Here is a 25,710-nt window from a genome sequence, read left to right as displayed (position 1 = left end):
TAAAAAGGCGGGGATAAAAAGGAGACCTCATGAAGGTGTTTTGGCAGTTAGGCTGGTTTTTTAAACGTGAATGGCGTCGTTATGTCGGCGCCATGATTATTTTGGTATTTGTCTCTGTCTTCGAGCTCATTCCACCGATGGCGGTGGGTCATGTGGTTGATGGCGTGGTCGCGGGAGAGATTTCTACTGAGCTACTGATGTGGCTACTCGCGGGTATGCTGGCCATTTGGGTGGTGGTGTATGTGCTACGCATTGTGTGGCGAGTCTGGCTATTTGGTGCCGCGGCTGAGCTGGGTACCGTGCTGCGCAACCGGCTTTATGATCATTTTACTCGCCAATCCCCGCATTTTTTCCGTCGCTATCCGAGTGGCGATATCATGGCGCGCTCTACCAATGATGTGAAAGCGGTGGTAATGACTGCTGGTGAAGGGGTTCTGACCGCGGGGGATTCCATTATCACAGGCGCGGCCGTGCTGATTGTGATGGTAAGCCAAATCAGTTGGCAGCTGACGCTTTTAGCGCTGCTACCGATGCCGGTGATGGCGGTGCTGGTCAATCGCTTTGGCCGTCGTTTGCACCATACCTTCACCGAATCACAAGCGGCATTTTCTGAGCTGTCAGAGGTGAGTCAGTCCTCACTGTCAGCAGTGCGTATGGTGCGTGCATTCGGCTTAGAGCAGCATCAAATGAATCAGTTTGATCAGGTTGCCGATCGCACTGGGGAGAAAAACCTCGCGGTGGCGCGGGTTGATGCGCTGTTTTCGCCGGTGATCCAAGGCACCATTGGTGCTTCGTTTTTCCTAACCGTGTCTGGCGGTGGCTACTTGGTCGCCACTGGTGAGATTTCGCTTGGGGATCTTACCGCGTTTACCTTGTATCAAGGTTTGATGATTTGGCCAATGCTCGCGGTGGCGTGGCTGTTTAATATCATTGAACGTGGGCGTGCCGCTTGGACGCGGATTGATGCGTTGCTGCAAGAGCAACCGGACATTGTTGGCGGTGACACGCCGCTGCCTGACACCATGCAGCCGTTGACGCTGGCGATTGAGCAGTTTAAGTGGCAACCGGATGACAGTTTTGCCCTCAAAGATATCCATGTGACGCTTCCGCCCGGTGCCATGCTGGGGATTGCCGGCCCAGTCGGCAGTGGCAAATCAACCTTATTGCAATTGCTGCTTCATCTGACCCAGCTTGAAAAGGGTGATATTCGCTATGGTGATGTGTCGATAGCGGAGGCTGATTTGTCGTCATGGCGACAACGTTTCGCGGTAGTGACGCAGACGCCGTTTTTGTTTTCGCGCTCGATTGCGGAAAACATCGCCCTTGGTCGTCCGGATGCAACCCAAGCGGAAATCGAACAGGCGGCGACACTTGCCTGCATCGATGAAGACATCCGTCAGCTACCGCACGGGTATGAAACTGCGGTGGGTGAAAAAGGGATCACCTTATCTGGCGGTCAAAAGCAGCGCATTTCGATTGCCCGCGCCTTGTTGGTGGAAGCGGAGTGCTTGATTTTGGATGATGCCTTGTCGGCGGTTGATGGTGACACCGAGCATCGCATTTTGCAGAACCTGCAACAGCATCAGCATACCCGTACCACGATAGTGATAGCCCACCGCTTATCGGCGCTCGAAAATGCCGATGAAATTGTGGTGCTCAGTCATGGGCAAATCCGAGAGCGTGGCCAACATCGCCAATTGATTCAACAGCCAGGGTGGTATCAAGAAATGCACCAATATCAGCAGCTGGAAGCAGCATTGGAAGCCGATGAGGAGCCGCGCCATGACTAAGCGAGAGATCTTATTTCGATTGCTAGGCTACATGCGCCGCGACAGGCGTCAATTTGTGATTGCCACGATTTTCTTGCTAGTCGCGGCTGTAGCGGAAGTGACGGGCCCTTATTTGGTGCAAATCTTTCTCGATAACTATGTCGCCAAAGACCATTATCCGGCGATGATCATGTGGGCACTGGCAGTCGGTTATATCGTATCGACTATTGTTTCTGCAGGCTTTCAGTATCAGTACGAGCTGCGTTTTAACACCATGGCGGTGGCCATCATTCAACGTATTCGTAAAGCGGTGTTCGCCAATGTGATTAAACAGCCTCTATCAGCCTTTGACTATGTGCCAATGGGGCGGATTGTATCGCGTTTGACCAATGACACCGAGTCGTTGAAAGAGCTATACGTGTCGGTGCTTTCAACCTTTTTACGCAACATCGCGCTGATTGGGGTGATGCTGGTGGCAATGCTGATGCTCAGTGTGCAACTGACAATGGTGGTGCTGGTGCTACTGCCGTGTGTGGTGCTGGTGATGGCGCGCTATCAAAAACGCTCCGCGCCTGCGTATCGTCGGGCACGAGACCGGCTGGCGGACATCAACGGGGTGATGAATGAATCTGTGCTCGGCATGAATTTGATCCAGCTAATGCAGCAAGAGCGGGCGTTCTCCTCGCGATTCAGTGATATGACCGCGGATCACTTGGATGCCATGGTTACTATTCAACGCCTTAACGGGATCTATCTTCGTCCTTTGATTGATTTGCTCGCGGGGGCCGCGTTGCTGTCTTTGGTGGCTATCTTCGGTTTTAGCGGCACGGCAGTGATTGGGGTCGGGGTGCTGTACGCCTTTTTAAGCTACTTGGGGCGGATCACCGAGCCATTGATCGAAATGATGCAGCAACTGTCACTGCTTCAGCAGGCTATTTCGGCCGGTGAGCGGCTTTTCGAAATGATGGACACGCCGCCTGAGCAATATGGTCATGACACCAAGCCAATCCCTGATGGTGCCATTGCACTGCAGAATGTGTCGTTTTCCTATGATGGTGAAACACCGGTGTTGTCAGACGTGGATGTAGACGTCCCTGCGGGCGGCTTTCTGGCGTTAGTCGGTCATACGGGCAGTGGTAAATCAACCTTAGCGTCGTTACTGATGGGGTTTTATCGCGCAGGCGAGGGGACGCTGACGCTGGGGGGGTTACCGATCGAAAGCTTGAGTCATCAAAGCTTGCGTGAAGGCGTTGCCATGGTGCAACAAGACCCGCACATGTTGACGGGGAGTTTGCGAGAAAACATCGCGCTGGGACAGACGCTGGACGATGAAAAAATTTGGCATGCACTCGAGCAAGTGGCGTTGGCAGATTACGTGAAAGGATTGCCAGCGGGGCTGGATACCTTACTTGGTGAGGGCGGAATGACCTTTTCTGCCGGTCAGCGCCAGCTGTTAGCTCTGGCGCGGGTGTTAGTGCGTCAGCCTAAAATTCTGATCCTTGATGAAGCCACCGCCAATATCGACTCTGGCACCGAAGAGCTTGTGCAACAGGCGCTGAACAGGTTACGCCAACAGATGACAGTGGTGGTCATTGCGCACCGCTTATCGACCATTGCCGAGGCCGATAACATCCTCGTCTTGCATCGTGGCCGCGTGATAGAGCAAGGGCGTCATCAAAGCCTGCTGCGTCAGCAAGGTCGCTATTGGCAGATGTATCAACTCCAGCAAGCCAGCGCGCATTTAGCCGCACTAGAGGAAGAGGCGCAGGTGTAGCGGCTCAGTCATGAGTGAAGCAATCAAAAAGGGGCGCAATGCCCCTTTTTTGTGTCGCTCAGATTCGCTCACGCTCGAAACGTTGACGGTTAGGAGAGCTTACGCATCAAGCCTTCTTGGGTGGCTGAGGCGATAAGATCGCCTTGCTGATTGAAAAGTTCGCCGCGTACAAAGCCACGCGCGCCACTGGCGGAGGGGCTTTCAATCGCAAACAACAGCCACTCATCCATTCTAAACGGGCGGTGGAACCACATGGAGTGATCAATGGTGGCTACTTTCATGCCCGGCGTAAGCAGCGTCACTGCGTGAGGCTGCAAGGCCGTGACCAAAAAGCCCCAATCGGCGGCATAGCCAAGTAAATACTGGTGGACATGAAAATCGTCTCCTACTTCGCCATTAGCGCGGATCCATAAATATTGCTTAGCCGGTGCCGCATGGGGCTTCAGTGGGTTGATCACCGTGGCAGGTCGCACTTCGATCGGCTTGTCGCCCCCAAAGGCTTTGACCACATTAGGGGGAAGCTTGTGAGCGATATCATTGACAAGTGACTGCTCAGAGCGCAAGGTCTCGGGCGCTGGCACGTCTGCTGGCATGGTGTTTTGATGCTCAAAGCTTTCTTCCTCCTCTTGATAAGAGGCGGTGAGATAAAATATCGGTTTTCCGTACTGCACGGCTTTTATTCGCCGTGTGCTGAAACTTTTTCCGTCTCTGAGTATCTCAACATCATAGATGATCGGCTGCTCAGGGTCGCCTGGGCGCAGAAAATAACTATGGAATGAATGCAAAAAGCGATCAGGGTCAACCGAAGTTTTGGAGGCCGATAAGGCCTGTCCAATCACTTGCCCACCATACACTTGGGGGAGTCCAAGGTTCTCACTTTGACCGCGGTACAGGCCAGTGTCTAGTCGCTCAAGCTCTAGCAGCTGTAAGAGTTCTTTTAGTGGTTGGCTCATAAGTCCTTGATTCATGCTATGCTTCCATTGTTATTGTTCAAGCTATCATAACCTTAGTGTTTTTGCCGCATTTGAATGCGCTTCAGTGAGGATTCTTTAATGAAGAAACTAACGTTTCTATTGTTCGCCTTATTCACTGCTTTGGTGTTTACTGCTTGTTCTGGAAATACCCAACCTAATGATTTAGCCAATGTTTCTGGTAGTTTGGTGTATCGTGAACGCCTTGCGTTACCTGAAAATGCTAGCGTGACCGTGCGACTAGTAGAAATCAAAAATATGGATGCTCCTGGTAAAGTAATCAGTCGCCAGTCCTTCGTGACTGAAGGGCAACAAACACCTCTGCACTTTTCACTCAATTATGACCCGGGGCAAATCACGACCACACATGATTATGTGATCACCGCTCAAATTGATGTTAGTGATCGGCCTCTGTTTATTACTAATACCGTCAATAAAGTGATCACGGATACGAATCATACCTATGATCCGACGCTAACACTGGTGCGTGCGGGGCATTGATCGCTACACTGGTAAGAGATATCCGCACAAGGAGTGTGCATGCGAATCTCACTGTTTCTCTGGCCGGTGTTGGTGCTATCGGTTATCGCTGTCGCGGGGATAAGCGCCACGTTTTCCCTTAATAGTCTGGCGATTGGCGCGTCTGCTTTATTCTTTTTCTATCCAGATAAATTCGCGAGTTGGTGCTTGGCACTCGCGATGGCGATTTTTGCTTTTACCTTGCCACAGTTACCTGCGCTGTTAGCCGCAAGCACGCTATTGCTTTTACCGGCTTTGTCTCTTTGGTTCAATCCCGACCGACACCCACACGTCAAGCTATTACTCGGGGCAGTGATGGTTGCCATGTTCGCGGGGATGATGGCTTTGCAATCGGAAGCTAAATTGGGTGGATCACCGAGTCCCCTCGCGCTGCAAACGCTAGCACTTGTGGGGTTATGGCTTGCAATCCGGTATTGGCCAGGTTATCAGCCGCCTCATCGCGGCGCTTGGTTATTACTGCCTGTATTAGTGGCGTTGAGTGGTTGGCCTGCGGCGCTATGGACTGCGGCTGTAGTGATGGTTGTTTGGCTTTTGCAATGGATCGGGTTCACACCACAATTTGCTCGCTCACGTCACCTTGCCGTACATTTAATCCCGAGTATTCCGTTTTTGGTGATTACGTGGATTACCCCTGGGCAACTCACGCTGTCGCTATTGGTCGCGTGGGCTACCATGCTTGCGGCGATTTGGGTCGGTGAGTATTTGTTATTGGAAGAGCCGAACGACGAATAGTAAGTAACTGTCCAGAAGATAAACAGTTAACCGTCAAGGACGTGAATCCTCCTTGCATTGCATCCAGCCTTGCCACATAATGCCCCGCAGTTAAGCAAGCTTAACGACATATCGATGGAGGCCTCCTTGGTTCTCCCGCAACACTATCTTGTGTACTGGGTCAGGTCCGGAAGGAAGCAGCCCGCGCTTGGGACGTGTGTGCCGGGATGCAGCTGGGGAGGTCTCCGCCCTTTCTGCGCCATGAAAACCACGTTACTCATCAACTGCCGACCCCTCTCGTTGTTCGTATGACCATATAGCGTCTTGTCCTTCCCCACAATGTTGACACTCGGGTGACACAGCCCCTTACCGCTTAGCTATGATTTAATCATTAGCGCTGGTAGCGTAAGTGTAAGGATCCATAAGGGTGGCAAAGTGGTGTTTCGAGCGTTAGCAGCGTTATTGTTGGCTTTACTCAGCAGCCAAACGGTGGCCAGTGAGCTGCACACGCAACTGAAAGGATTTTATGATAAGGCCTGGCAAACGGGCACCTTGATGGTTGCACAACCCGCACTAAATGCGTATCCGCAGGCTTTGTTGGTCAGTCAGTCGCAGTACCCTGATTTCGAGAATGTTAATTGGCAGGACTTAGACGCGTTACATCAAGTGGTGCAAACGTGCGAGCCGACCCCCAGTATCGTGTCCCCCCTCTTGTTAGCCGCCCAGCGTTTTGAATTGGCTTTGTGCCGTGATGAGCCTATAGCCATTGAGTGGTTTGAGCAAAACCCGCTACTCCATCCTGCTGGTGGCAGTTATGCGGAGCGCTATGTGTCAGCACGTGGTATCGCCACGCCGTCACCTGAACTGATACAACGTTTTACCTTAGCCAATGAAAAACATCCCCTACATGCTGCACTGAATGTCCTTAGTCAGGCTGGCCAAGATGCGTTACTCAGTGGTTACCGTGCGTATTTAGATGGCGGGCGCCTGTGGCTCAACGGCGAAGAAGGGTGGAAGGCGCTATCTCATGAACAATGGGCGCCAATTGCTGAGCAATATCGTTTGAGTTTATCGACGAATACCACGGGATGTGATTACCGCTATGGGAACATTTGCAATCAACTTCATCCTGCCTATCGTGGCGTGATGATTGCGGTGTTGATAGCGGTTTTTTGTGCACTAATAGTTGGTTTAGCGCGTAGCCTATACGATCGATACCAGCAGCGCCGCGAACGCCAATTTATCCTGCAGTTGCTGACCCATGAGCTAAGAACACCGATTGCAAGCCTAGGCATGACGGTGGAGATGCTTCGCAGCCAGTTCGACTCTCTTGAGCCGGGAACACAAGATGTGCTTTGGCGATTATTGGCGGATCATCAACGCTTAAGTCAGCTGACAGAGACCAGTAAGGGCTATTTAAGTACCGATAAACGTGAGCAGTTTAAGTTACAAACTGCGTCCTTATCAGAGTGGCTGGATAATATTTGCGATTGCTTAGAGGTTGATTACACCCTTGAGCAAGATAAAACACTGACGTTGCCTTTCTACTGGTTATCCATCTGCTTGAAAAACCTGATTCAAAATGCGCATCATCATGGCGGTGATCAAATTTGGATTCGTGTATGCGTGGATAAGCGCGTGCGTGTTTGTGTCTATGATAACGGAATTTTTCCTTCCTGGGGGCAAAGGCTGTGGCGGCGATATCAGTCGTCACCGTCAGAAAGAAACATGGGGATTGGGTTGTTTTTAGTGGCGCGTTTAATGCGTCAAATGGGGGGGAAGCTAGTGATCAAGCGTCATCCTACCTGCTGTATTCTGGAGTTACCGCAATGAGCCACTTATTGTTGATTGAAGATGACATGCTACTGGGGGAGGGCTTGCGCCAGTTTCTGGTGCAGCAAGGATTTGAATGCACCTGGCTGACCGAAAGTAACAAGGTGGATAAGCATTGGTTTCACGCTGACTTGGTGATTTTAGATCGTCAGCTTGCCGATGGAGACAGTTTGGCGCATTTGCCTCATTGGCTTTCGCTAAAAGCACTTCCTGTGATTGTGTTGACGGCCAAGATTGAGGTTGAGCAACGTGTTGAGGGGCTGATGGCTGGCGCCAAAGATTATGTGGTTAAACCCTTTTCACACCAGGAGCTCTTGGCGCGCATCTATGCCCAATTGCGGCCCTTGGGAGAAAGCCAACTCGTATACGGGCAGATCAAGGTTGAACCTGGATCCCGTCATGTGTATTGGCAAGACCAGGATGTGACGCTCAAGCCTAAAGAGTTTGATTTATTGCTACTGCTGTTACAAAACCAAGGGCGGGTTTTTCACCGCGAAGAATTGCTCAACAAAATATGGGGATATCAGGCGTTTCCTACCACGCGCACGGTTGACAATCATGTGTTGCGGCTACGACAAAAGTTGCCCGGTTTAGCGATAGAGACGCATCGCGGTGTCGGATATCGGTTGGTGGTGCTATGAACGGGTTTGGCTACCACTTACTATTGATAGGGTGCATGGTATGCAGCTTTAGCGTCCGCGCGGAGCAAGCTTGGTTCCCAAAAACACCGATGCAGGAAACCTATCAGGCACTACTCGCAGATAGGCCCAAGGTGGCGTGGCAAGAGCTTATTTTTGCGCTATCTCAGCAGCAAATACCGACTGAGCGTTGGGCGAAGATAAAGTACGCGATCATCAATCAAAGCGATTGTGGCCAACAGTTAACCGAGCCGAACGGAAAAGGGGTTCCTCAAGGGCTGACAATCGATTTTGTGCGCTGGGTAGGTGGGTCAAGTCTTGGCTATGAAATAAGACTCTCTGCAGAGGAGGTGGAGCGTGATACCTTACTCACCCTCACTGATCCTACTGGGCAAACGGTGGTAAACGGGATCTTGAATGAGAAGCGTGGTTATCAAGAAGTCGAGTCAGGGACTTTGTTTACTCAAATTATCCCGGGTATTTATGAGTTAAAAATGGGAGGCCAGCACTACAGCCTGGTGGTATACGGTTTGCCACGTCGACCTTGGGTCAAACTGAGTGGCCATCCTGATCAACAGCTCGCCATTGATTTGCCCGAAACGCCTTTGAGTTGCTTGCCGGCCGTCGCACACTGGTTGTGGCTTGATGACGCCTACCGCTGGATCGAGCAAACGCCGATTTACTTGTCCGGTCGCTCAGACAACTCCCACGCGCCAAGTATGATAAAACTGCCCACCTCATCGCTTGTTAATGCGGAGCATTTAAGCGTCACTGTTAGTCACTTTGAGTATCAAGGCGCGATAAAAGTGAACTATGTTGAGTGGCTGGCGTTGCCGCTGCCTCAAACTGTGAATAAAGAATGAACCATAAAAAAGCCCGCGAGAACGCGGGCTTTGTATTAAATCTTACTGGTTCATGATTAGTTGAGATAAGCGTTAAGCATCCACATCAGTTTTTCTTGTTCGCGGATGTAGTCGCTCATTAGTGCAGACGTCCCTTCGTCACCTGCATCACCGGCAAGGTTCATGATATCGCGTTGTAGGCCAATCAGGACGCTAAAGCCTTCGACCAGCGCACGGACACCGGCTTGACCATTCGCTTCGGGTGCGTGCTCTTTAATTTCACTGACCTTCAGGTACTCGCTGAAGCGATGCTCGGCGGTGCCACCGATGGTAAGAATGCGCTCAGCCACTTCATCAATCTTGGTTTGAAGATCGGTATAAATTTCTTCAAATTTGGTATGCAACTCGAAAAAGTCGTTGCCTTTGATGTTCCAGTGAAAACCACGCACATTGGTATATAGCACTTGGTAGTTAGCCAATAGCGTATCCAAACGCGCGCCTAGATCGGCGGCTTTGCTGCTGTCTAGTCCAATCAATGCTGCTTGCTTACTCATTTAATGCCTCCTTAGTGGCAAATCAATGTGTTCGACCCTTCGCTTATCGCGAGTGCCAAGCACTGGAAACGGTTCGTTCCAAACGATGTAAATAGAGTAACTACCCGATATAAAAAAAGAAAATGGAGTTAACCTATATACGCGATAGGTAATATCTATGATGTGATCTAGGTATCGTCATGAACAATAAAATGGTCAGGCAGTCGCTTGAGGCCAGCCATTAGCGCCTGTAAACACTGGGCGTCAATGGCTGTCCCTGTCTCCTCTTTCATGATGGAGAGGGCTTTGTTCATCGGAATAGGGCCACGATAGGGGCGTTCGGCAGTGATCGCATCGAAAATATCCGCGGTGGTGATAATGCGAGTGAGCAAAGAGATGTCATCGCTTTTGATGCCTTCAGGGTACCCAGTACCATCAAGCTTTTCGTGGTGGGCGCTGGCGAACTTAGCGAGGTGATCGAATTGGTGGATTTTCGATAAAATGGTTTTGCTCAGTGCTGCATGGCGTTTAACGTGCTCCCATTCGTCGTCATCCAATTTTCCCGGTTTATCGAGCACATCATTGCTTACGCCGAGTTTGCCAATATCGTGCAGTAACGCGCCACGCTTTAGCCATTTTTTATCCTGTTCACTGATGCCAAGCTCATCAGCAATTAAGCTGGCGTAAACGGCCACGCGCTCGCTGTGCCCGGAGGTGAAAGGGCTTTTGGCATCAACAATGCGTCCGAAAGCCGCCGCAATGTCATCCAGATAGTCATCATCGACCCAGATACATGTGTCTGCCGGCGTCATCGACAGCACGTCTTCTTTTAGTGCGGGGCTGTCCAGCTGCTGCCAAAACTGTGGATCGCGCGCTATCTGTAAAAAGGTGTCCACGAGCACCGGGTCAAACCAAGTACCGCGGCGGTTTGTTAGTTCGCTGAGTGCGGCGTCGACACCGGACTCGGTTCGGAAGACATCAATGACCTGTGTCATCAATGCGATGCGCGAAAACAAGGGGATCTGTTCGGCCTTTAGCTGGTCAGGACGCCCACCGCCATCATAGTGTTCATCCAGCGCATAGATGGCTTCAGCAACGGTTTCACTAAAACGCAAATCGCGTGCGACATCGGCACCGCGGGTACATCGTGTTTCAATCAGCTCCTGCGCATACATATCACCGTTGCGGATGATATCTAGTGTGGTCGAGAGTTTTTGCATAAAGCCGCGCTTGACGCCGGTATTTTTAAGTACAAAGTTGAGTACGCTGGACAAGCTACCATCGACAACTTTGTAGCTTTGTTTAAAGGCCAAGTCGTTAGTGAGGTAAAGCTCACAGATCCGTGCCGCATTGCTGCTGCAGCCCGCATCTTTTAGCAGCAACGTATAGAAAAGATCATGACGTTGTTGCTCGTCGAGCGCTAAGGCGTCAGCGAGTTTCATTCCTAACCACGTGCAGCGCATACAGTGCTCGGGAGGCTGCCCCTCCGTCATGTCCAACGCGGTACTTAACGCCAAAATGAGCTCCGATAATTTCAACTGTGTGGCGCTGCTGGCTTGGGTGTGCATGCTATTCCTTATCCTTTGTGCTCATGGCGACCGGTGGCAATGACCGACAGTTATTGTGTCAGACGACGAACGGTAGCGGAGACCTCTTCTGCGCCGGCATGAATATCGGTCATTACGGTATCGGCGGCGGTTACCTTTTCCTGTCCGAGCGAAGATTGTTCAGTGACTTTTCCCATCGCCTCGCTCACTCCTTTGATCAGTTGTAGGTTTTCATCGACAACATCGGCAATTTCGGTGGTCGATTGACTGGTACGTTGCGACAAACCGCGTACTTCATCGGCGACCACTGCAAAACCTCTCCCTTGATCGCCCGCACGAGCGGCCTCTATCGCCGCATTCAGCGCCAGAAGGTTTGTTTGCTCTGCGATTTGTTTAATTGTAGTGACGATGTTTTCGATGCTTTGTGCGTGCTCACTCAATTGCGCAACTTGGTTGGTGGCTTCGACGGCTTGATCAGTCACGCTTTGCGACAGCTTGACGGCCTCTTGTAACAAGGCACTACCATTTTCACTATGACTGAGTGTTTGTTCGGAGGAGGCTTGCGCGAGCTCTGCGGCCTGGTTGACTGCTTGGTTTTGTTTCACCGTATCGGTGATGGCGGTAGCGAACTTGATCACCCGATGAACCTTTCCTGCGGCATCAAAAACTGGATTGTAGGTCGCTTCTAACCAAACTTCGTTGCCATATTTATCGCGGCGCAAATATTGCCCAGACGTGAATTGCCCTTGAGCTAAATTCGCCCAAAAATCAGGATTCTCATCATAAAATTCCTGATCACAGAACATACGGTGATGTTGACCTTTAATCTCGTTATCTTGATAGCCCACTGCTGCGAGAAAGTTGTCATTGGCACGAATTATGGTGCCATCGGGCTCAAATTCAATCACCGCCAGTGAGCGGTTAATCGCCGTCAATATGGCTTCTTGTCGTCGGGCATCTTGATGTTGTTTAGTCACATCAGCGGCTAATTTGCGAATGCTGATCACTTTGCCTCTGGCATCTTTAATGGGGACATACGTCGCTTCCATCCAAATCTCGGCGCCGGTCTGATGGCGACGACGAAATACCCCTTTCTGTGACTTTCCTTGCGCGAGTGATTGCCAAAACTGCCGATAGCTTGATGCTTGGCTGGTTTCCTCGAAACAGACCGTGCGATGATGCTGTCCGATCACTTCATCGTAGGTGTAGCCGATGATATTTAGCAATTTGTCATTCACATCGGTAATAATGCCATCGGGTGTGAAGGTGATGGTCGCAATATGTGCTTGGATAGCATTGAGTTCTGCTTGGAGCGAGGCTTTTTCTGCGCGACAGGTATCTAGCTCTCGCTGCGTTTTCTTGAACATGACAGCAAACTTCCTTTTGTTCAGGTGACTATGTGAGGGCGCATCATGTCTAATCGTTATAAGGAGGTGCGCTGTTATAAGTGTAGGAGATCATTACACTCCTGATGTGATATTGTCCCCAAATATACTGTGGTTGCCAGTATAAATAACCAGTTCTGTTGAGAGCCTCAATGTTTTCAAACACCGCAATTGTGTGTCTGTGTGTGTTTTACAGCTTTTTTTTCCTGCCAACAACACGTACGCTATGTGACTTAGATCATATTAGACGACGTGCGCATGTAACACATCAATAACCTCTCCTTACGTTTGCTTACAACTTCGCTTTTCTATTTTCAATAATTTCTGAAATTTCCAAATTTTCATTGATCCCCCGCAAAGAAACTCCGTATTATTTCTCAAAGGCACTGCGAGGGAGATCAAGATGGAGCTGTCACAAGAACTACGTAATGTGGTGATGCACTTTGGTGAAATGGGAAGTCGTTGGGGCTTTAACCGTTCGGTGGGCGAAATGCTGGCACTGATTGTTTTGAGTGAGCATCCGCTGAGCGCAGACGACATTGTGTCGGCACTCAACATTTCTCGTGGCAATGTCAGTATGGCAACCAAAGAACTGCAAGGCTGGCACTTGATCCGTTCGCAGCGCACCYCTGGAGATAGAAAGGACTACTTTGTGCCGAATGGCACTATCTGGGAATTGGCGCAGCAAGTTCTCGCCGAAAGGAAGAAGCGAGAAGTCGACCCTACCTTATCTATGCTGCGCTCACACTTTATGCGGAGTGAAGACGACGCAGAGAGTCACTCGGTTAAACAGTTGCACGAAATCCACGATCTCCTAGAGCTGTTTAACCACTGGTTTGACGATGTGCAGCAAATGAAACCTGAACATCTAAAAAACTTGATGAAGCTGGGTAGCAGTGTCGGCAAGCTTCTTGAGCTGTCCGGCAAGCTGTTTCACAGCAAATCCAACGAAGAATCGGGTAGTTAACCTCCTGAGGGTAATGTCATGTTAGATACATTAATGTTGTCGCGGATCCAGTTTGCGGCCAACATCAGTTTCCACATCCTGTTTCCCACCATCACAATAGCACTTGGGTGGATGCTGGTGTTTTTCAAGTTCCGGCACAACCGTACCGGTGAGCAAATCTGGTTGGATACCTACTATTTCTGGGTAAAAGTGTTCGCGCTCACGTTTGCGCTAGGGGTGGTGTCTGGGATCACCATGAGTTTCCAGTTCGGCACCAATTGGCCTGGCTTTATGGAAAAGGTCGGTAATATTGCCGGTCCACTGTTGGGCTATGAGGTGATGACCGCCTTTTTCATGGAGGCGACCTTCCTTGGCATTATGCTGTTTGGTAAAAATCGCGTCCCTAACTGGGTGCACACATTAGCGACGCTGCTGGTGGCGATTGGTACCACCATTTCTGCGTTCTGGATTTTGGTGCTGAACAGCTGGATGCATACGCCAACTGGTTTTGAAATCATTGATGGTGTGGTGCACCCAACTAGTTGGTTTGAGGTGATTTTCAACCCGTCTATGCCGTATCGTCTCAGCCATATGCTGCTGGCGTCTGGCCTGACGGCTTCTTTCTTGATCGCCGGTATTTCCGCCTACCAGAAGTTGAAGTCGCCTAAATCAGGTGTGGCAGATAAACCTCTAAAAGTGGGGGTCACGGCTGCCGCTATCCTTATTCCGCTACAAATTTTTGTCGGTGATATGCACGGCCTTAACACGCTTGAGCATCAGCCGCAGAAAATTGCGGCCATGGAAGGGGTTTGGGAAACGGAGCAGGGTGCGCCTTTGCTGCTGTTTGCGGTACCGAATGAAGAGACCCGTTCTAACGACTTTGAAATTGGGATCCCGAATCTAGCGAGCTTGATTTTGACCCACCAGCTCGACGGTGAAATCAAGGGCTTGGAAAGCTTTGACTATCATCCGCCGGTGAAACCGCTGTTCTTTGGTTTCCGAATCATGGTGGGCGTTGGCGTTCTGATGTTGGCGGTTAGCTGGTTCACGGCTTATCGCGTATGGCGTAACCAGCCGATGCCCAAATGGCACTTAATCGGCTTGGTGGCGATGACGTTCTCAGGCTGGGTCGCTACGCTGTCTGGCTGGTATGTGACGGAGATTGGCCGTCAGCCTTGGCTGGTTCAGGGCGTGCTTAAAACCGCCGATGCGGTTACCCCAGTCGCGAGCTCGCACGTGGGGATTACCTTAACCATTTATCTGACGCTCTACGCGGTGCTAATGGTGGCGTATATCCGCACCTTGTTCTTTTTGGCGAAAAAACGCCTGCCTGAATACCAATCAGACAATCACGCTCAGCCGAATAAAGAGGTGAACGCATGAGCATAACTCCTTATCTGCCTGAAATTTATCTCCTGTTGTTTGGCTTTTCGGTCTTCATGTACGCCGTGCTTGATGGCTATGACCTAGGCGTCGGTATGCTGTTACCAAGCTGTAACCAAGCGCAGCGTGACCGTATGATTGCGTCGATTGGCCCTTTTTGGGATGCCAATGAAACTTGGCTGGTGTTGGCGGTGGGCTTGTTGCTGATTGCCTTCCCTGCGGCGCACAGCATGATTTTGACTGAGTTGTACTTGCCAACATCTGTGATGCTCGCAGGCCTTATCTTGCGTGGCGTCTCTTTTGATTTTCGTGCCAAGGTGAAGCCGGAGCGTAAAGATCTCTGGGACCGTTGTTTTAAAGCTGGGTCTTTTATCGCGTCGATGACGCAAGGCTACATGATTGGTCGCTATGTGTTGGCCTTTGATGACAGCACAGGATCCTATTTGTTTGCGCTACTAAGCGGCCTTTGTGTGACTGCAGCGTACATCTATATCGGCGGTACCTGGCTGGTAATGAAAACCGAGGGGGATTTACAAAAACGTGCGGCTAAATGGTCACGTCGTGGCGGTTGGCTGGCGGCACTGGGGGTGTTAGCCATCAGTATCGTTAATCCTCTGGTCAGTGAGACAGTCGCCGAGCGTTGGTTTGGCTTCCCTGAAATTTTGCTACTCGCGCCCGTCCCATTGGTCTGTCTTGCGATCATGCTGCTTGTAGATCGCTACCTGCGCCACGTGCCGGTCGAAAATGATGTGGGGTACCAGTTCCCGTTCATTGGTGCAATTTTCCTATTTGCATTGAGTTTCTTTGGTCTCGCGTATAGCTTTTTCCCCGATATTATTCCTGGGGTGATGACAGCGAAAGAAGCGGCCAGTGCGCCGGGTACCTTATTGATTGTGGGCTATGGTGCCATGTTTGTCTTGCCGATGATCTTCTTGTATACCCTGTTTGTTTATCGTGTCTTCTCGGGGAAAGCGACAGAGCTTAACTACGAGTAAGGCGACGTTAACATCATCGATGAGGCGCTCAGGCTTTTTGACAGGCCTGAGCGCTTTTTTATGCCCTCCTTGTGGCTGGCCTTAAACGCGCTTCTATTAAGCGATGTCAAGGTTGCCTGTTGTCGCTTCATGCATCACGCTGCGACGCTATAAAAGTTGTCACCCTAAACATTTATGGGGTTAACCATTACATCTCATTTATTTGTCGTATGTTTAGTACGATGCTTTCCTCTCTTTATCTTGTTGTGACGATCCGTGTCTAATCGATTTTCGTAGCTAAATGATGGCTATTTTCTTCTAATGTGCATCATCATGCCGTTATTTTCTTATTATCAACTGGGAGACACGCCTCCGTCGTCGAGACAATGAGGCGTTTTTCTTCTTTATGCCCCTTACTAAAACCAGCGTTTAGTGTTTAGCTAGGCGGTTTTTTGCCCGGATTGCTCACAAATAGTGCTATCAGCACAAAATATTAGGTCTGGAATCAGTCAGGTTAAAATTGACCTAAATCATTGTTTTGTCGCTATCTGTCTGTTTTTTGGTGGGGGTGGGTGTGGCAAATTGGTTAAAAATAATGTTTGAGATCTAAAGATTAGCGTGTAAGATTATCTTTAACTAATCGTTCAATTAAAAACGAATGGGAGACGAAATGCCTAAGGTAGGGATGCCGGAAGTACGAAAACCGCAACTTGTTAGAGCCACCATGACGGTGATTGGTCGAGTGGGGCTACATGCGGCAAGTATTTCTCTGATTAGTAAGGAAGCCGGCGTATCGACAGGCATTATCAACCACTACTTCGGTGGTAAGCATGGCTTGCTGGAAGAAACGATGCGCGTGGTATTGCGCGAGCTTTCAGTCACTGTGATCGGCGCATTGAAAGAAATCCCGCGTCATCACCACCAGGCGCGTATTAACGCGATTATTAATGCTAACTTTGAAGGTTTTCAGGCCAAATCTGATGTGGTTAAAACCTGGTTGGCGTTCTGGTCTTATGCCATGCATGACAATGAGTTACATCGTTTACAACGTGTGAACGAGAAGCGCTTGCTGTCACATTTGCGCATTGAACTTCGCGCACTATTGCCAGAAGAGCAGGCTGCGATGGTGGCTCAGGGGATTGCCGCATTGATTGATGGTATCTGGTTGCGTGGTGCATTGAACCCTAAAGGTATTGATGCCAATAACGCACGTACCATCATCAATGACTATTTGGATAAGCAACTGACCTTTTATGGTCGTCCTCAGAGCTAAGCCTCAACAGAGCCTTACATGCATACTCGAAAAGAAAAGAATTCAGGATTAATCATGAATGCGAAAACGCTTTTTATTAATGGTCAGCTTACTTCCGCAACAAGCGGCGAGCAGTTTGCAACGGTAAACCCAGCAACGGGCGAGACACTGGCACAAATTGACCAAGCCTCGGCAGACGATGTGCAAGCTGCGGTTGATGCCGCTAAGCAAGGTTTTGCGGTCTGGTCACGCATGACAGCTATGGAGCGTAGCCGTATTTTATTAAAAGCGGTTGCGTTATTACGTGAGCGCAATGATGAGCTGGCCAAACTGGAAGTACTCGATACCGGTAAGCCGATGCAAGAAGCGGTAGAGGTTGACGTGGTGACCGGTGCGGATGCGATTGAGTATTTCGCTAACTTGGTACCGTCAATGCAGGGTGAGCAGCAGCCGCTTTCTGACAATCAATTCTTCTACACGCGTCGTGAGCCACTAGGTGTGTGTGCAGGCATTGGTGCCTGGAACTATCCGATTCAAATTGCGATGTGGAAGTCAGCACCTGCCTTGGCCGCGGGTAATGCCATGGTTTTCAAACCGTCTGAAGAAACGCCGCTGACCGCACTGAAACTGGCAGAGATCTTTGCCGAAGCGGGTATGCCTGCCGGCGTATTTAATGTGGTGCAAGGTGATTATCGTGTGGGTCAAATGCTGACGGCACACCCTGAGATTGCCAAAGTCTCTTTCACCGGTGAAGTGGGCACGGGCAAAACCGTGATGGGCGATGCCGCGAAGACCCTGAAATCAGTCACTATGGAGCTGGGCGGTAAATCGCCATGTATCGTGTTTGATGATGCCGATCTGGATAACGCGGTATCCGCAGCCATGGTCGCGAACTTCTATACCCAAGGCGAAGTGTGTACACACGGTACTCGCGTTTTTGTTCATGACAGCATTTATGACCGCTTTATTGAACAGCTTAAACACCGCACTGAAAAGCTTGTTATCGGTGACCCAACCGATATGAACACCCAGGTCGGTGCGCTGATCTCGACCGAACACCTTAATAAAGTGATGACGGCGATTGAGACCGCGAAACAAAGCGGCGCGACCTTGCTGACCGGTGGTTACCGCGTCACTGAGAACGGCCTCGATAAAGGTAACTTTGTGGCTCCCACCATTTTCACTGACTGTGATGACAGCATGGCGCATGTCCGTGACGAAATCTTCGGCCCTGTGATGTCAGTGCTGCGTTTCTCTGACGAGGAAGAAGTTGTGGCACGAGCCAACAACACGCACTACGGCCTGGCGGCTGGCGTGTTTACCCAAAACCTATCGCGTGCGCATCGTATTATTCATCAACTCGAAGCGGGTATTTGTTGGGTTAATACCTGGGGCGACTCACCGGCTGAAATGCCTGTTGGTGGTTATAAGCACTCAGGGGTGGGGCGTGAAAATGGTGTCGAAACCCTCACGCATTATACCCAAACCAAGAGTGTGTTAATCGAGCTTGGCGATTTCGCCAGCCCTTACGCCTAATTTCTAACGGAGCGACCAATATGTCACAACGCTACGATTATATTATCGTCGGCGCGGGTTCGGCCGGCTGTGCATTGGCTGATCGGCTGACCGAGTCAGGCCAACACCAAGTGTTATTGCTTGAAGCTGGTGGTACCGATAAGAGCATTTTTATTCAGATGCCAACGGCGCTATCGATTCCGATGAATACCAAACGCTACGCGTGGCAGTTTGAATCTTTGCCTGAGCCGGGCCTTGATGGCCGCCAACTGCATTGTCCTCGCGGCAAGGTACTGGGTGGAAGCTCATCGATTAATGGCATGGTCTATGTCCGTGGTCACGCTTGTGACTTTGAAGAGTGGGTTGAACACGGTGCTAATGGTTGGGATTACGCAAGCTGTCTACCGTACTTTAAGCGTGCAGAAACCTGGTCTGGTGGTGCTGATACCTACCGTGGCGGTCAGGGTCCTGTGGGCACGTGCAACGGTAACGACATGAAATTAAACCCGCTGTATCAAGCCTTTATTGATGCAGGTGTCGAAGCGGGCTACCCAGAAACCAAGGATTACAACGGTTATCAGCAAGAAGGCTTTGGCCCGATGCACATGACCGTCGATAAAGGCGTGCGTGCCTCAACGTCGAACGCTTATCTGCGCCGCGCACTGAAGCGTAGCAATCTGACCTTGAAAAAAGGTGTGGTCACACGCCGTATTTTGCTGGAAGGCAAGCGCGCGGTGGGCGTGGAGTTTGAAAAAGGCGGCAACATTGAGCATGTGATGGCCGATAAAGAAGTGATCTCCAGTGCCGGTTCAGTGGGCTCCCCACAGCTGCTGCAGCTATCAGGGATTGGGTCACGCGACGTGCTCGAGAAAGCTGGCGTAGACGTTAAGCATGAACTGCCGGGTGTGGGTGAAAACCTGCAAGATCACCTCGAAGTCTACTTCCAGTTCCACTGCAAACAGCCTATTACGCTTAACAGCAAGCTGGGTCTTATCAGCAAAGGCATGATTGGCACTGAGTGGATCTTGACCCGTAAGGGGCTGGGTGCCACCAACCATTTTGAATCATGCGCCTTTATCCGCTCTCGCGAAGGATTGAAGTGGCCTAACGTTCAGTATCACTTCTTGCCTGCAGCGATGCGCTATGACGGCAAAGCCGCGTTTGATGGCCATGGTTTCCAGGTGCACGTCGGCCCGAACAAACCAGAGAGCCGTGGCCACGTTCGGATCAAATCAGCCGATCCGCACGATAAACCGTCAATCTTATTTAACTACATTACCACCGAGCAAGATCGCCAAGACTGGCGTGACACCATCCGTTTGACCCGTGAAATCATGGCACAAAACGCGATGGATGCCTTCCGCGGCGATGAAATTCAGCCGGGCAATGATGTTCAGTCTGATGAAGCGATTGACCGTTGGGTGAAAGACAACGTGGAAAGCGCGTATCACCCCTCGTGTACTTGCAAAATGGGTGCCGACGATGACGCATTGGCCGTGCTTGATGAGCAGTGCCGCGTGCGTGGAATTCAAGGGTTGCGAGTGGTGGACTCGTCTGTCTTCCCAACCATCCCTAACGGCAACCTAAATGCCCCAACCATCATGGTAGCGGAGCGCGCCGCTGACATGATCCTTGAAAAGCCACTCTTGCCTGCCGAGCAGGTGCCAGTATGGATTGCGGCTGAGTGGCAGCATAAGCAACGCAATCAAAACGCGCAGAGTGATGATGCCACCGCCGGTGAGCACACACTAGAAACTAATCAGTAAGCATTACAAGGAAACTAAGATGTCAATGAATAAACGTAAAACCAGCAAAACTCTGATGACCGCAGTCGGTTTGAGCTCAATGGTCGCTTTTAGCGCTGCCGCTAATCAGTGTGAGACAGTCCGCTTTTCGGATATCGGTTGGACAGACGTGACCTCAACGACTGCCATCACTACTGAAGTGCTGAAAGGCATGGGTTACGAGACACAAACCGATCTATTGTCTTTGCCGGTAACCTTCTCATCACTTGCGTCGGGCGACATCGACGTATTCCTCGGTAACTGGATGCCTACGCAAACAGGCGATATCAAAAAGTATCTTGATGAAGGCTCGATCGACAGCGTTCGCGCCAACCTGACAGGTGCCAAATATACCCTCGCCGTGCCTAAGTATGTTTACGATGCGGGTGTTACTAGCGTCGCAGATATCGCGAAATACGCTGACAAGTTCGACTCACGCATTTATGGCATTGAGCCAGGTAACGACGGTAACCGCCAGATTCAGAAAATGATCGATACCGATGATTTCAACCTGGGTGACTTCCGTCTTATCGAATCCAGTGAAGCGGGCATGGTGTCTCAGGTGTCTCGTGCCGTTCGTCGTGACAAATGGGTTGCCTTCCTCGGTTGGGCACCGCACCCAATGAACAGCAACTTTGATATGAAATACCTATCTGGTGCGGATGAGTACTTTGGTCCTAACTATGGCGGTGCCACGGTTCATACCAACGTACGTAGCGGCTATGTCGAGCAATGTGCGAACGTGGGTCAAATGCTTGAGCAACTTGAGTTCAGCCTCAAGATGGAAAACGAAATGATGGGCAAGATCCTTAATGACGGAGAAAAGCCTCAGGCCGCGGCACGCGAGTGGTTGCGTAATAACCCAAGTGTGCTGAACAAGTGGCTGGACGGCGTGACCACCGTTGATGGTGAGAACGCGGTTGAAGCGGTCACTGAGTACCTGAAAAAGACTGAAGCGTAAATAAAAAAGTGTAGAAGGAGAGGGCGGTGTTAACGCCGCCCCTAAGGTTTTATTGTGAATATTATTACAGATAACAAGATCCCACTCGGTCAATGGATGGAAAATGGTGTTGACTGGCTAACCATGAACGCTGCCGGCTTTTTTGATGCAATCTCGATTGGCCTAGATACGACCATCACACTATTAGTCGACATTTTTAAATGGATGCCAGCGGCAGGGCCGATCATCATGACAGCCGCCTTAGCGTGGTACCTACAGCGTCGAATTTCCATCGTGATCTTTGTTGTGAGTGCGCTCTTGTTGATCCTCAACCTGGGCTACTGGCAAGAGATGCTGGAAACCTTTGTTCTGGTGTTTGCCGCGACAACGATTTCCGTATTAATTGGCATACCGCTTGGGATAATGGCAGCACATCGGCCATTGGTGTATACCATCATGCGGCCGCTGCTTGATTTAATGCAGACGGTGCCACCATTTGTGTACTTGATCCCAACCTTGGTGCTGTTCGGCTTGGGCATTGTCCCGGGTCTGATTTCAACCATCATTTTTGCCATCGCGGCGCCGATTCGTTTGACCTATCTCGGCATCACCCGCGTACCGGAAGAGTTGGTAGAGGCAGGACGCGCATTTGGTGCTAACCGTATGAAACTACTATTTAAAGTGGAACTTCCTGCGGCACTGCCTAGCATTATGACGGGTGTGACCCAGTGTATTATGTTGTCACTGTCAATGGTTGTTATCGCGGCGTTGGTGGGTGCTGACGGCCTCGGTAAACCAGTGGTTCGAGCACTGAATACCGTCAACATTTCTCAAGGTTTTGAAGCGGGTCTGGCGATTGTACTGGTAGCCATCATTCTTGACCGCCTGTGTAAAGCACCAAACCAAGGCAACGAATAAGGGGGAAACCATGGACGCAATCGCAATTAAAAATTTAGACGTGGTGTTTGGCGACAATGTTAAGCCAGCACTGGATCTGCTTGATGACGGATTAAGCCGCTCAGAGATCATCGAGAAAACCGGTCAAGTCGTGGGCGTGGACAATGTTTCACTCAATGTGAAAGAAGGTGAAATCTGCGTCTTGATGGGTTTGTCAGGCTCAGGTAAATCGAGCCTACTGCGCGCCGTGAATGGATTGAACCCCATCAGCCGCGGTAGTCTTGAAGTCCGTGATGGCAACAGAATGGTCGACATGGCAACAGTTGATTCGCAAACACTTCGCCACCTCCGTACTAACCGTGCGTCTATGGTGTTTCAAAAGTTTGCGCTTATGCCTTGGATGACAGTGGTTGATAACGTCGCCTTTGGCCTGGAAATGAAAGGTATTAGCAAGAAAGAACGTCGTCGACAAGCGCTGGAAAAGCTAGAAATGGTCGGGTTGGATGATTGGGCTTATCAATACCCGCATGAGCTGTCTGGTGGTATGCAGCAGCGCGTTGGCTTGGCCCGGGCGTTCGCGATGGACAGTGATATTCTACTGATGGATGAGCCTTTCTCGGCATTGGATCCACTGATCCGTGCGCAGCTACAAGATGAGTTGCTAGAGCTGCAGAAAAAGCTCAATAAAACGATTTTGTTTGTGAGCCATGATTTGGACGAAGCCCTGAAAATTGGTAATAACATTGCCATCATGGAATCAGGTCAGCTTATTCAACATGGTAAGCCTGAAGACATTGTGCTGCGTCCTGAGACGGATTACGTACGTGACTTTGTTGCTCATACTAATCCACTGAACGTGCTGAAAGGGCGTTCGATGATGAAGTCTGTTGACGATTTGCCACATGTCGACAACCGTTGGAAAGTGTGTGAGCAGCGTGATATTTGGGTCACCGCAGAGCAGGGCGGTCGCTTGTCAGCCGTAGCAGGCTCACAACCCTTACGAGTTGTTGAATGGCAAAAAGATGTTCAAGATCTGTCACAAGTTGGAGACGACACCATTGTGGTTGCCTCGCCTGACATTGAAATGCGTGATGCGATTGAAATTCGCTATCACACTGTTAAGCCGGTGTTGCTCATGGAAGAAGGGAAATTGGTTGGTACCTTATCTGACCATGACTTCTACCACGCGCTGTTAGGTAAGTTTCAACAAAAGTGTACGGATAAAGCGGCGTGAGATTCGGTATATGAGTCGTCTATAGACATATGTAAAAAAACAGCCTGCTCTTGGAGCAGGCTGTTTTTTTACATATCTATGTGTGTATCGAGGCTTGGTGCCTCACTCATATCGCCTCACGAGTGACCTTGTTGAGCGAGACGGACAAAGTACTAGGGCATTATCACGGTATCAATCACATGGATTACGCCGTTGGAGGTCATGATATCGGGCTTGACGACGGTAGCCTTATCGATTTTCACATCCCCGTACGATGTTTTGATCATCACGTCACTGCCTTGCACTGTGGTCGCGGAAGACATCCCCATTACTTGCTCTGCCGTTACTTTTCCAGGGACGACATGGTAGGTCAGGATATCGGTGAGTTTGTCTTTGTTTTCTGGCTTGAGTAGGTTTTCCACCGTGCCATCAGGTAACTTATCGAAAGCCGCGTTCGTGGGGGCAAAGACGGTAAACGGGCCCTTTCCTTTCAATGTATCAACAAGGTCCGCGGCTTTAACGGCTGCCACCAATGTTGAAAAGTCGTCATTTTTCATTGCTGTATCAACAATGTCATGCTCACCTTTGTGGTGGGCAGCGACGGCGGTTCCCATCCCAACCAGCAATGTCGCAGTAATGGCTAATTTCGTGATCGTGCGTGTTAACATCATTGTTCTCCCTTTTGCGTTCGTTTCCCCACCCAATAAGTGCCTTATTACAACCCTTGGTGACGACTTGGAAAGTATCAACTTGTTGCAAGGGTGAAAACGAGAGTAGGGGAGAAGTCGATCACTGGTAAGGAGAATATTCCGCATCTTCCTTCTTTCTACGCCGATTAACTGCTCGCGTCTTGTGAAAATTTTCGAACGAGTCATTCATATTATTGTGATTGTTGTCACGGTCTGTCAGGCGTAACCTCATTCTCGTTCCACGGCAATAACGCAATGGCGATGTTGAACCGTGATAGCGCCTTGATGAGTCTCTAAAGATAGATTTTAGAAATGGAGACATTGAGGTGACAAATCACCGGCACAATTTGCGTTTAATAGCTGTCAACCCATTAAGAAAGAGGAAACAAACCATGAAAAAACTTGCTGCAATCTTTGCCCTAACGTTCGCTTCAACGTCTGTAATGGCTGGTGGTCTGAACCTCGATGTAGACCCTGCAGAAGGGGGCGCTTGGGTAACGGTTACTGAACAAGGCCAAGCGGTAAAAGGCGCTAAAGTCGCTAATGAATCGGGTCTTGATGCGAAGGTAACAGATGAATCTGGTCGTGTATTTATCCACGCTCAGAACCAAAACAGCCGCTCGATCAACTTTGTGGCGAGCACTGACCAAGGTGAGCGCGTTGAGCAAGCGGCGTTCATCAAAGGCGACCACAGCTAAAAGACGCGATTGAGTTCAAGCCGCCATTAACAACGGCGGAGCCGATAAAAAGAGAGCATGTTTGCTCTCTTTTTTTGATCAAGATTTAGGTCGGCAGTAACCAATTTTTTAATTGATGTAGGGAGTCAACTTGGTGTGTCGGCGCAATATCTTCAGGGACTGGGGTATTATCGACATTTAGCCAACACGTATCGATGCCGGCTTGCATGCCGCCGAGAACATCAGAATGTGGGTTATCACCCACCATCAAGATTTTTTCTTTTGGCGGATGTCCCATTTTTTCAAACGCATGTTCAAAGATACGTGGGTCAGGCTTAGCGACACCGACCTGCTCGGAAATAACCAACGTAGAAATCGCCGCTTTCAATCCTGTTTTTTCTAAACGAATATCTTGTAACGCCGTAAATCCGTTAGTGATGATGCCAATATGGGCATGCGGGGAAATGGCGTCGATGAGTTCTAGAGCCCCTGGTAATGGTTCACAGATGTCTGCCATGGCATCTAAAAAGCCTTGGTTTAAGGTGGAAGGAGCGACGTTTAAGCGCTTTCCCCAATAAGTAAAGCGTTTGGTCTGTAGAGTCTGGGCGTCAATTTCCCCATTTTGATACTGTACCCACAGTGGTTTGTTGCGTGCGGAGTACTCGGAAAACGCCTGCTGATCAAAATCGACATCATAATGTGAGAATAGACGTTGTAGGCCAGAGAAGGCATCAAAGTGAAACAAGGTCTCGTCGGCATCGAATAAAACCCATGGGTATCGCATGTTATTACATTTCTTTACGTAAAGTTAACTAAGTGTAACAGAGTGCCAGTGCGATTTTCGAGTCCATGTTGGTTTACTCACCGTCCATGGTGAGAAACAGCGTGAGTGGCGGT

23 protein-coding genes and 1 other RNA gene are annotated in these 25,710 nt (G+C 50.1%); 18 read left to right on the top strand and 6 right to left on the bottom strand.

The genetic code is table 11. The annotated features are described in order from the left end of the window. Positions 1 to 29 precede the first annotated feature (29 nt). Together BZG74_RS01090 and BZG74_RS01085 are read left to right on the top strand one after the other, a co-directional pair. Entirely contained in the window at positions 30 to 1,790 is a 1,761-nt protein-coding gene (locus BZG74_RS01090) for an ABC transporter transmembrane domain-containing protein (RefSeq protein WP_077770981.1), read from the top strand. After that, complete coding sequence (locus BZG74_RS01085; protein ID WP_077770980.1) at positions 1,783 to 3,543, top strand: ABC transporter transmembrane domain-containing protein; 1,761 nt, start codon at positions 1,783 to 1,785, stop codon at positions 3,541 to 3,543. The genes BZG74_RS01090 and BZG74_RS01085 overlap by 8 nt, the downstream gene beginning before the upstream one ends. A gap of 89 nt (positions 3,544 to 3,632) precedes the next feature. Here BZG74_RS01085 and tesB read toward each other — a convergent pair whose 3' ends face one another. Continuing rightward, entirely contained in the window at positions 3,633 to 4,496 is an 864-nt protein-coding gene (tesB, locus tag BZG74_RS01080) for an acyl-CoA thioesterase II (RefSeq protein ID WP_077771123.1), read from the bottom strand. A gap of 99 nt (positions 4,497 to 4,595) precedes the next feature. Between tesB and BZG74_RS01075 the strand changes: the two genes are divergently transcribed. The 6 genes from BZG74_RS01075 (at position 4,596) to BZG74_RS01050 (ending at position 9,099) form a co-directional block, all read left to right on the top strand. Further along, a complete protein-coding gene (locus BZG74_RS01075) occupies positions 4,596 to 5,015 on the top strand; it encodes a YbaY family lipoprotein (RefSeq protein ID WP_158020619.1) in 420 nt (139 codons plus the stop codon). Between the two features lie 39 nt (positions 5,016 to 5,054). Further along, positions 5,055 to 5,786: a VP0952 family biofilm-associated protein gene (locus BZG74_RS01070; RefSeq protein WP_077770978.1), complete on the top strand. Its 732-nt coding sequence runs from the start codon at positions 5,055 to 5,057 to the stop codon at positions 5,784 to 5,786. A gap of 124 nt (positions 5,787 to 5,910) precedes the next feature. Then, positions 5,911 to 6,007, top strand: an RNA gene (gene ffs / locus BZG74_RS01065) — signal recognition particle sRNA small type. A gap of 196 nt (positions 6,008 to 6,203) precedes the next feature. After that, positions 6,204 to 7,598 carry an ATP-binding protein gene (locus tag BZG74_RS01060; RefSeq protein WP_158020618.1) on the top strand — a complete coding sequence of 465 codons (1,395 nt, stop codon included), beginning with the start codon at positions 6,204 to 6,206 and terminating at the stop codon, positions 7,596 to 7,598. Beyond that, on the top strand, positions 7,595 to 8,239 hold the full coding sequence (locus BZG74_RS01055; protein ID WP_077770976.1) for a response regulator transcription factor: 645 nt from the start codon (positions 7,595 to 7,597) through the stop codon (positions 8,237 to 8,239). The genes BZG74_RS01060 and BZG74_RS01055 overlap by 4 nt, the downstream gene beginning before the upstream one ends. Continuing rightward, on the top strand, positions 8,236 to 9,099 hold the full coding sequence (locus BZG74_RS01050; RefSeq protein ID WP_077770975.1) for a DUF2861 family protein: 864 nt from the start codon (positions 8,236 to 8,238) through the stop codon (positions 9,097 to 9,099). The genes BZG74_RS01055 and BZG74_RS01050 overlap by 4 nt, the downstream gene beginning before the upstream one ends. A gap of 56 nt (positions 9,100 to 9,155) precedes the next feature. On the opposite strand, the gene BZG74_RS01045 is transcribed toward BZG74_RS01050, so the two are convergent. From BZG74_RS01045 to BZG74_RS15920, 3 genes are all read right to left on the bottom strand, one after another. After that, positions 9,156 to 9,632 (bottom strand): Dps family protein, encoded by a 477-nt coding sequence (locus BZG74_RS01045; RefSeq protein WP_046073613.1) that lies wholly within the window; start codon positions 9,630 to 9,632, stop codon positions 9,156 to 9,158. A 167-nt stretch (positions 9,633 to 9,799) separates the two neighbouring features. Continuing rightward, the gene (locus BZG74_RS01040) at positions 9,800 to 11,179 is read right to left on the bottom strand and encodes an HD-GYP domain-containing protein (RefSeq protein WP_077770974.1); all 1,380 of its coding nucleotides are present in this window, start codon (positions 11,177 to 11,179) and stop codon (positions 9,800 to 9,802) included. A 50-nt stretch (positions 11,180 to 11,229) separates the two neighbouring features. Then, positions 11,230 to 12,525, bottom strand: a complete 1,296-nt coding sequence (locus tag BZG74_RS15920) for a methyl-accepting chemotaxis protein (RefSeq protein WP_077770973.1) — start codon at positions 12,523 to 12,525, stop codon at positions 11,230 to 11,232. Positions 12,526 to 12,946: 421 nt separating this feature from the next. On the opposite strand from BZG74_RS15920, the gene BZG74_RS01030 reads away from it, so the two are divergent. From BZG74_RS01030 to choV, 9 genes are all read left to right on the top strand, one after another. Further along, positions 12,947 to 13,510, top strand: a complete 564-nt coding sequence (locus BZG74_RS01030) for a GbsR/MarR family transcriptional regulator (protein ID WP_077770972.1) — start codon at positions 12,947 to 12,949, stop codon at positions 13,508 to 13,510. A gap of 18 nt (positions 13,511 to 13,528) precedes the next feature. Continuing rightward, positions 13,529 to 14,872 (top strand): cytochrome ubiquinol oxidase subunit I, encoded by a 1,344-nt coding sequence (locus BZG74_RS01025; protein WP_077770971.1) that lies wholly within the window; start codon positions 13,529 to 13,531, stop codon positions 14,870 to 14,872. Next, a complete protein-coding gene (gene cydB, locus BZG74_RS01020; RefSeq protein ID WP_077770970.1) occupies positions 14,869 to 15,867 on the top strand; it encodes a cytochrome d ubiquinol oxidase subunit II in 999 nt (332 codons plus the stop codon). Before BZG74_RS01025 ends, cydB begins: the two co-directional genes overlap by 4 nt. 649 nt (positions 15,868 to 16,516) lie before the next feature. After that, entirely contained in the window at positions 16,517 to 17,119 is a 603-nt protein-coding gene (gene betI / locus BZG74_RS01015; protein ID WP_077770969.1) for a transcriptional regulator BetI, read from the top strand. 54 nt (positions 17,120 to 17,173) lie between these two features. Further along, positions 17,174 to 18,634: a betaine-aldehyde dehydrogenase gene (gene betB / locus BZG74_RS01010; RefSeq protein ID WP_077770968.1), complete on the top strand. Its 1,461-nt coding sequence runs from the start codon at positions 17,174 to 17,176 to the stop codon at positions 18,632 to 18,634. A 20-nt stretch (positions 18,635 to 18,654) separates the two neighbouring features. Continuing rightward, positions 18,655 to 20,379: a choline dehydrogenase gene (betA, locus tag BZG74_RS01005; RefSeq protein WP_077770967.1), complete on the top strand. Its 1,725-nt coding sequence runs from the start codon at positions 18,655 to 18,657 to the stop codon at positions 20,377 to 20,379. A 19-nt stretch (positions 20,380 to 20,398) separates the two neighbouring features. Next, on the top strand, positions 20,399 to 21,358 hold the full coding sequence (locus BZG74_RS01000; RefSeq protein ID WP_046073604.1) for a choline ABC transporter substrate-binding protein: 960 nt from the start codon (positions 20,399 to 20,401) through the stop codon (positions 21,356 to 21,358). 54 nt (positions 21,359 to 21,412) lie between these two features. Beyond that, positions 21,413 to 22,255, top strand: coding sequence for a choline ABC transporter permease subunit (gene choW / locus BZG74_RS00995; protein WP_046073603.1), 843 nt, complete (start codon positions 21,413 to 21,415; stop codon positions 22,253 to 22,255). A 10-nt stretch (positions 22,256 to 22,265) separates the two neighbouring features. Next, positions 22,266 to 23,468, top strand: coding sequence for a choline ABC transporter ATP-binding protein (gene choV / locus BZG74_RS00990; protein WP_077770966.1), 1,203 nt, complete (start codon positions 22,266 to 22,268; stop codon positions 23,466 to 23,468). Between the two features lie 152 nt (positions 23,469 to 23,620). Here the strand turns inward: choV and BZG74_RS00985 are convergent, their stop codons facing one another. Next, on the bottom strand, positions 23,621 to 24,115 hold the full coding sequence (locus BZG74_RS00985) for a fasciclin domain-containing protein (RefSeq protein ID WP_077770965.1): 495 nt from the start codon (positions 24,113 to 24,115) through the stop codon (positions 23,621 to 23,623). A gap of 413 nt (positions 24,116 to 24,528) precedes the next feature. Here BZG74_RS00985 and BZG74_RS00980 point away from each other — a divergent pair, with 413 nt between their 5' ends. Then, positions 24,529 to 24,834 (top strand): hypothetical protein, encoded by a 306-nt coding sequence (locus BZG74_RS00980; protein ID WP_077605900.1) that lies wholly within the window; start codon positions 24,529 to 24,531, stop codon positions 24,832 to 24,834. An 85-nt stretch (positions 24,835 to 24,919) separates the two neighbouring features. Here the strand turns inward: BZG74_RS00980 and yjjG are convergent, their stop codons facing one another. Further along, positions 24,920 to 25,597, bottom strand: coding sequence for a pyrimidine 5'-nucleotidase (gene yjjG / locus BZG74_RS00975; RefSeq protein ID WP_077770964.1), 678 nt, complete (start codon positions 25,595 to 25,597; stop codon positions 24,920 to 24,922). Positions 25,598 to 25,710 lie beyond the last annotated feature (113 nt).

It is taken from the genome of Salinivibrio sharmensis (genome assembly GCF_001995985.1).
Classification (GTDB): Bacteria; Pseudomonadota; Gammaproteobacteria; order Enterobacterales; family Vibrionaceae; genus Salinivibrio; species Salinivibrio sharmensis.
The sequence above is the reverse complement of the archived record's forward strand: the minus strand, read 5'-3'. Positions and strand labels throughout refer to the sequence as shown.

Excerpts from the sequence above, each read along its gene's own strand:
- betB (WP_077770968.1), top strand. The coding sequence starts at position 17,174 with ATGAATGCGAAAACGCTTTTTATTAATGGTCAGCTTACTTCCGCAACA.
- BZG74_RS01090 (WP_077770981.1), top strand. The coding sequence starts at position 30 with ATGAAGGTGTTTTGGCAGTTAGGCTGGTTTTTTAAACGTGAATGGCGT.
- choV (WP_077770966.1), top strand. The coding sequence starts at position 22,266 with ATGGACGCAATCGCAATTAAAAATTTAGACGTGGTGTTTGGCGACAAT.
- BZG74_RS01055 (WP_077770976.1), top strand. The coding sequence starts at position 7,595 with ATGAGCCACTTATTGTTGATTGAAGATGACATGCTACTGGGGGAGGGC.
- BZG74_RS01045 (WP_046073613.1), bottom strand. The coding sequence starts at position 9,632 with ATGAGTAAGCAAGCAGCATTGATTGGACTAGACAGCAGCAAAGCCGCC.
- BZG74_RS01040 (WP_077770974.1), bottom strand. The coding sequence starts at position 11,179 with ATGCACACCCAAGCCAGCAGCGCCACACAGTTGAAATTATCGGAGCTC.
- BZG74_RS01000 (WP_046073604.1), top strand. The coding sequence starts at position 20,399 with ATGTCAATGAATAAACGTAAAACCAGCAAAACTCTGATGACCGCAGTC.
- BZG74_RS00985 (WP_077770965.1), bottom strand. The coding sequence starts at position 24,115 with ATGTTAACACGCACGATCACGAAATTAGCCATTACTGCGACATTGCTG.
- BZG74_RS01070 (WP_077770978.1), top strand. The coding sequence starts at position 5,055 with ATGCGAATCTCACTGTTTCTCTGGCCGGTGTTGGTGCTATCGGTTATC.
- betI (WP_077770969.1), top strand. The coding sequence starts at position 16,517 with ATGCCTAAGGTAGGGATGCCGGAAGTACGAAAACCGCAACTTGTTAGA.
- BZG74_RS01050 (WP_077770975.1), top strand. The coding sequence starts at position 8,236 with ATGAACGGGTTTGGCTACCACTTACTATTGATAGGGTGCATGGTATGC.
- BZG74_RS01025 (WP_077770971.1), top strand. The coding sequence starts at position 13,529 with ATGTTAGATACATTAATGTTGTCGCGGATCCAGTTTGCGGCCAACATC.
- yjjG (WP_077770964.1), bottom strand. The coding sequence starts at position 25,597 with ATGCGATACCCATGGGTTTTATTCGATGCCGACGAGACCTTGTTTCAC.
- betA (WP_077770967.1), top strand. The coding sequence starts at position 18,655 with ATGTCACAACGCTACGATTATATTATCGTCGGCGCGGGTTCGGCCGGC.
- tesB (WP_077771123.1), bottom strand. The coding sequence starts at position 4,496 with ATGAGCCAACCACTAAAAGAACTCTTACAGCTGCTAGAGCTTGAGCGA.
- BZG74_RS15920 (WP_077770973.1), bottom strand. The coding sequence starts at position 12,525 with ATGTTCAAGAAAACGCAGCGAGAGCTAGATACCTGTCGCGCAGAAAAA.
- BZG74_RS01075 (WP_158020619.1), top strand. The coding sequence starts at position 4,596 with ATGAAGAAACTAACGTTTCTATTGTTCGCCTTATTCACTGCTTTGGTG.
- BZG74_RS00980 (WP_077605900.1), top strand. The coding sequence starts at position 24,529 with ATGAAAAAACTTGCTGCAATCTTTGCCCTAACGTTCGCTTCAACGTCT.
- cydB (WP_077770970.1), top strand. The coding sequence starts at position 14,869 with ATGAGCATAACTCCTTATCTGCCTGAAATTTATCTCCTGTTGTTTGGC.
- BZG74_RS01085 (WP_077770980.1), top strand. The coding sequence starts at position 1,783 with ATGACTAAGCGAGAGATCTTATTTCGATTGCTAGGCTACATGCGCCGC.